This is a genomic window from Caulobacter sp. D5 (assembly GCF_003185805.1).
Lineage (GTDB): Bacteria > Pseudomonadota > Alphaproteobacteria > Caulobacterales > Caulobacteraceae > Caulobacter.
The window spans coordinates 1-6323 of sequence record NZ_QHJY01000300.1; the positions used below are offsets into that span (position 1 = coordinate 1).

The window sequence follows — 6323 nt, forward strand, 5'->3', positions numbered from 1 at the left end:
AGAGAGAGGGAATTACGCCTTAAATCGACATCCGCATGATCTCTTGATAGGCCGAGATCACCTGGTCGCGGATCGAGATCACGGTCTCCAGGCTGGCTTCGGCCGAGGAGATGGCGGTGACGACGTCGATCATCTCGGCCTTGCCGGCGGCCTGCTGGGCGATCTTGTGCTCGGCCTGGCGCGACGACTGCACCGTGTCGGTCATGGCCGACTTCAGCATGTCGCCGAAGTCCATCTTCTTGGGTTCGCTGGAGCTCTTGCCCAGCGACAGCGGCGTCGAGCCGGTGGCGGCGTAGGCCTTGGAAGCGGCGAGCGCGGTGATCATCGCCTAGCCCCCTACTTCTTCAGGATGTCGAGCGTGCGCGACTGCATGCTGCGCGCGGTCTCGATCACGTTGAGGTTGGCCTCGTAGGCGCGCTGCGCCTCCTTCATGTCCAGCGCCTCGACCAGGGTGTCGACGTTGGGCAGCTTGACGTAGCCCTTGGCGTCGGCGGCCGGGTTGCCGGGGTCGTACTCGGTCTTGAAGGCGCTCTCGTCGCCATCGACGCGGATCATGTTGACGCCTTCGGCGCCCTCGACCTTGGTCGGGCGGAACACCGGCACCTGACGGCGGTAGGGGTCGCCGCCGGCCGTGCGGGCCGTCGAGTTCGCATTGGCGATGTTCTCGGCGATGATGCGCATGCGGCCCTGCTGGGCCTTCAGCGCGCTGGCCGCCACGGCCATCGCCGCCGTCGACTGGGATCGAATTTCAGCCATCTAGCGCGTCCTCAACCGTTGGGCTTGCGCGAGGCGGTGCGGAGCATCGCCAGCGAGCGCTGATAGAAGGAAACCGCCGCGTCGTAGTTCATGCGCGCATCGGTCATCTTGAGCATCTGGTCCTCGAGGCTCACGGAATTGCCATCGAGGGTGGTCTCGCTGTCGGCGCCCGTCGGCGAGCGCCACGGGGTGGCAGTCGTGGCCGGCGCCATGTGGCCGCTGCTGGTCGCCAGCATCTTCACCGGGCCGACCGGCGCCGCGCCGCCGCCGCGATAGGACGAGCCTGTCGCCTGGGCGTCGAGCGAGGCCTGGAAGGTGTAGGCCTTCAGGTCCCGCGGCTGGTAGCCGGGGGTGTCGGCGTTGGCCACGTTCTGGGCGACGACCTTCTGCCGCTCGTTCAGATAGCCGAGCCGGCTCTTGAGCATCGCGAAGAGGGGAATGTCGTCGGGACCCATGCGGATCATGGTGAAGAAACAGGGTTAATTCGGCATTAATACCCGTAGGGCACACCAGGGATGCGGCGCCTCGCCGCGCCCTTTCTCTTCTTGGAATCCTGTCCGCGCGCCATGGACGTCTTTCTGCTCATCCGCGCCGTCGCCGCGCTGGCCGTCACGCTGGGCCTCATCGGCCTGGCCGCCGTGGCCCTGCGCCGATTCGGCCCCGACACCCTGAACCGCCTGGTTTCCAAGCGCCGCGAGCGCCGCCTGCAGGTGGTCGAGACCCTGGTGCTCGATCCATCCCGGCGCCTCGTGCTGTGCCGCATGGACGGCGAGGAGCGCCTGGTGCTGCTGGGCGACGGCCGCCTGCTGGACTGGACCCCCGCCGGCGCCCCCGCGCCCTCTCCCGCCCTTTCTTCTACGCCTTCCGCCGAGACCCCCGCCCAGCCGGAGCCCGTGGCCTGATGAGCCTGCTCAAGTCCCTCACCGGCGCCCACCCGCAGGACCTGCGCCGCGCCGCGGCCATCGCCGTGCTGGCCGCCTTCGCCACCACGCTCGGCCCGTCCTTCGCCATGGCCCAGTCGGCGGTCAACGTGAACCTGGGCACGGGCGCTGGCCTCACCGAGCGGGTCGTCCAGCTGGTCGGCCTGCTGACCGTGCTGTCGCTGGCCCCGTCGATCGTCATCATGACGACCTCGTTCGTCCGCATCGTCGTGGTGCTGGGCCTGCTGCGCACGGCGATCGGCGTGCAGCAGAGCCCGCCCAACCCGGTGATCATCAGCCTGGCGCTGTTCCTCACCGCCATCGTCATGGGCCCGACCTTCGAGCAGTCCTACGACGCCGGCGTCAAACCCCTGCTCGACAAGCAGATGGAGCTGCCCGAGGCCTTCGAGGCCGCCGGCGGGCCGGTGAAGACCTTCATGCTGCGCCAGGTCGACGAAGACGATCTGGCCCTGTTCATCCGCCTCTCCAAGATCGAGAAGCCCAAGGTCGCCCAGGACACCCCGCTGAAGGTGGTCACCCCGGCCTTCATGATCTCGGAGCTGAAGCGCGCCTTCGAGATCGGCTTCCTGCTGTTCATCCCGTTCCTGGTCATCGACCTGGTGGTCGCCAGCGTGCTGATGAGCATGGGCATGATGATGCTGCCGCCCGCCACGGTCAGCCTGCCGTTCAAGCTGATCTTCTTCGTGCTAGTGGATGGCTGGCGACTCGTCTGCGGCAGCCTGGTGGAAAGCTTCCAGCGCGGCGCCGGCGGCGGCTGACGCGCGATATTCTTTGACGACAAGAACAGAAGACCAAGACCGATGGGCGTTTTCGTACTGGGCTCGATCAATCTGGACGCCGTGGCGCGGGTCGACGACCTGCCGCGGCCGGGCGAGACGGTGGCCGGCCTGTCGCTGGAGCTGTTCCTCGGCGGCAAGGGCGCCAACCAGGCCGTCGCCGCCGCCCGCATGGGCGCCCCCACCCGCCTGATGGGCGCGGTCGGCAAGGACGACAGCGGCTCCAGCCTGAAGGCCAAGCTGGCTGGCTACGGCGTGCAGGTGGCCGACGTCGTGGAGCTGTCGGGCGCCCCCACCGGCCAGGCCCACGTCTGGGTGTCCAACAGCGGTGAGAACATGATCGTCGTCACCGGCGGCGCCAACATGATGATCACGCCCCAGCAGGTGGCCGCCACCCCGCTGGAGGGCCAGCGCGTGCTGCTGGCCCAGCTGGAGACCCCGGCGGCCGCCATCGAAGCCCTGTTCAAGGCTGGCGCGGCCAAGGGCGGCCTGCGGGTGCTGAACGCCGCCCCTGCCCTGCCCCAGGGCGCGGCCCTGTTCCCGCTGACCGACATTCTCATCCTGAACCAGACCGAGCTGGCCACCTACGCCCGTCTCGACCACGAGCCGGCCAAGCTGGAAGAGGTCTCCAAGGCCGCCCGCAAGCTCATGAGCCGCCCGGACCAGACGATCATCGTCACCCTGGGCTCCTCGGGCGTCGCCGCCGTGCGTCGCGACGAGGCCTTCCTGGTCGAGGGCCGCAAGGTCAAGGCGGTCGACACCGTCGGGGCCGGCGACTGCTTCTGCGGCGCCCTGGCCGCGGGCCTGTCGGCCAATCTCGACCTGCGCGAAGCCGTCGAACAGGCCAACGCCGCCGCCGCCCTCTCCGTGCAGAAGCCGGGCGCCGCCCCCTCGATGCCGGGCAAGCGCGAAGTCGAGCAGTTCCTGGAGGGCTGAGGCCCTTCGGGCTGGAAGGAACCGGGCTGATGGAGGATCTGACGCCGAAAATAGGCTTCTGGATCGGGAGCATATTCTTCGGCACGGGCCTTGGCATGCTGATCTTCGCCGCCGGCGATCGGGGTCAGACGTCGCGGCAGTGGGCGATGGAGGCCGGGGTCGATCTTGGCGTTTGGCTGACCCTGGGAGGGATTTTCCTCATCGGCGGCATGGTCCTGATCGCCATTTGCCGCTGGCCAGAGCGAAAATAGCGCCCCCCGCCCTACACCCTCAGTCCGCGAAGAACTCCACGATCGCCCGGGCGAAAGCCGGATTGGCCACCGCCGAGCGGTGATCGCCGCCGACCAGCAGCGACCGCGCGCCGGGAATGGCCGCGGCCAGCCGCTCGGGATGCACCGCCAGCGGATCGTCGTCGCCGGCGACCACCAAGGTCGGCGCCGTGATCGCATCCAGCGCGATCGGCTTGGCGTGGACGACGCTGGCCTGGGCCGCCAGGGCCTTGCGATCAGCGCCGATGGCGTCGGCGAACAGGCGGAAGGGCGCGGCGGCCGGATGGCGGATGGTCGAGGGATCCTCGGTCAGCAGCGCCTCGACGATGGCCTCGCTCGGCACGTGGCGGGTGTCGACCCCGCCGGTGGCGACCACGCCCTCGCCCACCCCGCCGGTCACCAACCGGCGCACGCGCGGCTCCTGGCTGGCGCAGATCAGGGACACGATCGCTCCCATCGAATAGCCGGCCAGGTCGATGGCCGCCGCGCCCAGGTGGTCGATCAACTCGCCGACGTCGCGCGCCATCCGCGCCTCGCCGTAGAAGGCCGGGTCGTGCGGCTTGTCCGACGCCCCATGGCCGCGCGCGTCGATCGCCACCACCTTGCGCCCCGCCGCGACCAGGGCGTCGACGACGCCCGGCCCCTTCCAGTTGATCAGGCCGCTGGCCGAAAAGCCGTGGTGCAGCACCACCGGCGGCCGCGTCTCGTCCTCGCCCCAGACCTGATAGGCGATCGACAGGCCGTCCGAGGTCGTGAAGCTGGGCATGCGATCCACCGTAATTCAAACAATCGTTTCGATTGCTAGCGCAGCGAAGCGGCGGGCGCAACTTGAGGTCAAGCTTGCCAAGCTCGCCCGCGAGCCTTCAGATATGCCGAGCCCTGAGTTGGAGCCGATCGTGGACGAAGAAGCCGCAGGCGAAGCCGCGACCGCGAAGATGAAGAGCCACAGCCTGACGCCGGTCGCCTACTGCTTCGGCGAGGAACCGCCGGCGTCGTTCGTCATCGCGCCCACGCTGATCCTTGGCCTGATGCTGTCGATGATCTGGGTGGTGTTCAACGAGCGCGGCAAACGTCGTTTCAAGCGGCGCTTCTAGCGCCGGTCAGGCCGCGCGGATGCCGCTGAACGAGCCTTCGGCCTGGGCGCCGACGACGGCGTCGTAGCCCAGGATCATGTCGACGTCCTTGCCGTTGCTGGCCAGCGGCAGGCGCAGCCACAGGATCGAGACGTGCGGCGCGCCGCGCCAGGCCAGGCTGTGCACGCCCACGCCCGGACGACGCTCGTCGACCACCTTGTCCAGCTCCTTGCGCCAGTAGTCGGCGGCGGCGGTGTTGTAGACCTCGTCCAGCTTGCGGCCGGTGATCTCGCGGCCATAGACGCCGTAGAGGCCGGTGCCGGCCAGGCGCAGGCGATAGTCGCGCGGCTCGCGCACCACGTCGGTCAGGCTGACGGTCGGAAGCAGGCGCTTGATGCCGGAAGGTTGAAGATCGACACGCGCAGGCAGGTTCGCCCCACGGCGCAGGGACGCCCAGTATGCGAACATTTCCTGATGAGCGCGCGCCGCCGTGGCGGATGCGCTCAATTGCGCGGACATCTTCAGAGTCCTTAACAAGTCTTTGGAATCACGGTGATTCACCGCGCATTCACTATGTCTTAAGCACCGAATCGGCGGAAGCGAAAAATCGCGTTCGCCAACAAAGATTCTGCTGGCGAGTCAATCTGCAAGCACAACGCCCGGCCGCTGGGACAGCGACCGGGCGTTGGCGTTTCGCTCGAGCTTAACCACAAGCGATTGATTGATTTAGGGTAAATGAACGCTCAGACTCACCCCTTGCGGGCGCCGCGGGTCCCTCGCCCGGTCTGACCCAGGCCCATCTGCCGGGCCAGCTCCGAACGCGCCTTGGCGTAGTTTGGCGCAACCATCGGGTAGTCCGACGGCAGCCCCCACTTCTCCCGGTAGTCTTCAGGGCTCAGGTCGTACTGCGTGCGCAGGTGCCGCTTCAGCGACTTGAAGCGCCGGCCGTCCTCCAGGCAGACGATGTAGTCGGGCGTCACCGAGCGCCGCACCGGCACCGCCGGCTCCTTCGGCTCGGGCGCGGCCGCCTCCGGCGCGCCGACCGCCGACAGGGCGGCGTGCACGCTGCGGATCAGGGCCGGCATCTCGGCCGTCGGCACCGCATTGCCGCCCACGAAGGCGGCGACGATGCTCGCGGTCAGTTCGACCAGGGGGATGTCTTCTTCCATGGCGCTCTCCCGTTCTCTCTGTTTTCTTTTATTCGACGCGCGCCGCCTCACACGCGAAGTCCACATATGGATAAGCTTGCCAGTAAAACTGGGCAATAGCTGAATCCATGGAATATTGACTGACGGATAGCCGACACAAGCCGGATGACAACTCAAGGTCGTGAGTTGAAATTTGCATTTTCCGTACTATTGACTGAACACGTTCAACCAACTTGACCGAGCGGACTAGTATTGCGTCGCTTTCTCAAGAAGTCCCCCTCTTGCCTGAGAGGGCGGGCTGCAAAACAGGGAAGCGCCCCTTCCTCCGTAAAATCCCCGCGAAAGCGGGAACCCAGGTGTTTTTTGAAATGCGCCGCGCCAAAAAAGCCCTTCCCCCTTGATGGGGGAAGGGTTGGGATGGGGG

At 67.4% G+C, this 6323-nt stretch carries 11 protein-coding genes; 5 read left to right on the plus strand and 6 right to left on the minus strand.

Annotated features, from left to right (window positions below; all coding sequences use genetic code 11):
• Positions 1-19: 19 nt before the first annotated feature.
• Genes fliE through flgB form a run of 3 tightly spaced genes read right to left on the minus strand, consistent with a single transcriptional unit; the run spans position 20 to position 1211 of the window.
• Positions 20-325 carry a flagellar hook-basal body complex protein FliE gene (fliE, locus tag DMC18_RS18485; RefSeq protein ID WP_110120875.1) on the minus strand — a complete coding sequence of 102 codons (306 nt, stop codon included), beginning with the start codon at positions 323-325 and terminating at the stop codon, positions 20-22.
• A gap of 11 nt (positions 326-336) precedes the next feature.
• Positions 337-756, minus strand: coding sequence for a flagellar basal body rod protein FlgC (gene flgC / locus DMC18_RS18490; protein ID WP_110120876.1), 420 nt, complete (start codon positions 754-756; stop codon positions 337-339).
• A gap of 11 nt (positions 757-767) precedes the next feature.
• Entirely contained in the window at positions 768-1211 is a 444-nt protein-coding gene (gene flgB / locus DMC18_RS18495; protein WP_110120883.1) for a flagellar basal body rod protein FlgB, read from the minus strand.
• A 111-nt stretch (positions 1212-1322) separates the two neighbouring features.
• Between flgB and DMC18_RS18500 the strand changes: the two genes are divergently transcribed.
• From DMC18_RS18500 to DMC18_RS18515, 4 genes are read left to right on the plus strand one after another with little or no spacing between them, the layout of a single operon-like run.
• On the plus strand, positions 1323-1658 hold the full coding sequence (locus tag DMC18_RS18500) for a flagellar biosynthetic protein FliO (RefSeq protein WP_110120884.1): 336 nt from the start codon (positions 1323-1325) through the stop codon (positions 1656-1658).
• On the plus strand, positions 1658-2455 hold the full coding sequence (gene fliP, locus DMC18_RS18505; protein ID WP_110120877.1) for a flagellar type III secretion system pore protein FliP: 798 nt from the start codon (positions 1658-1660) through the stop codon (positions 2453-2455). Before DMC18_RS18500 ends, fliP begins: the two co-directional genes overlap by 1 nt.
• A 42-nt stretch (positions 2456-2497) precedes the next feature.
• On the plus strand, positions 2498-3409 hold the full coding sequence (locus tag DMC18_RS18510) for a ribokinase (protein WP_110120878.1): 912 nt from the start codon (positions 2498-2500) through the stop codon (positions 3407-3409).
• Between the two features lie 29 nt (positions 3410-3438).
• Entirely contained in the window at positions 3439-3660 is a 222-nt protein-coding gene (locus tag DMC18_RS18515; protein WP_110120879.1) for a hypothetical protein, read from the plus strand.
• Between the two features lie 19 nt (positions 3661-3679).
• Here the strand turns inward: DMC18_RS18515 and DMC18_RS18520 are convergent, their stop codons facing one another.
• Positions 3680-4444, minus strand: a complete 765-nt coding sequence (locus DMC18_RS18520) for an alpha/beta fold hydrolase (protein ID WP_110120880.1) — start codon at positions 4442-4444, stop codon at positions 3680-3682.
• Between DMC18_RS18520 and DMC18_RS25690 the strand changes: the two genes are divergently transcribed.
• Positions 4443-4772 (plus strand): hypothetical protein, encoded by a 330-nt coding sequence (locus DMC18_RS25690; protein WP_146218131.1) that lies wholly within the window; start codon positions 4443-4445, stop codon positions 4770-4772. The genes DMC18_RS18520 and DMC18_RS25690 overlap by 2 nt on opposite strands.
• A gap of 6 nt (positions 4773-4778) precedes the next feature.
• On the opposite strand, the gene DMC18_RS18530 is transcribed toward DMC18_RS25690, so the two are convergent.
• A complete protein-coding gene (locus DMC18_RS18530; RefSeq protein WP_110120885.1) occupies positions 4779-5276 on the minus strand; it encodes a PAS domain-containing protein in 498 nt (165 codons plus the stop codon).
• Between the two features lie 224 nt (positions 5277-5500).
• Positions 5501-5920 (minus strand): MucR family transcriptional regulator, encoded by a 420-nt coding sequence (locus tag DMC18_RS18535; protein ID WP_110120882.1) that lies wholly within the window; start codon positions 5918-5920, stop codon positions 5501-5503.
• Between the last annotated feature and the right edge of the window lie 403 nt (positions 5921-6323).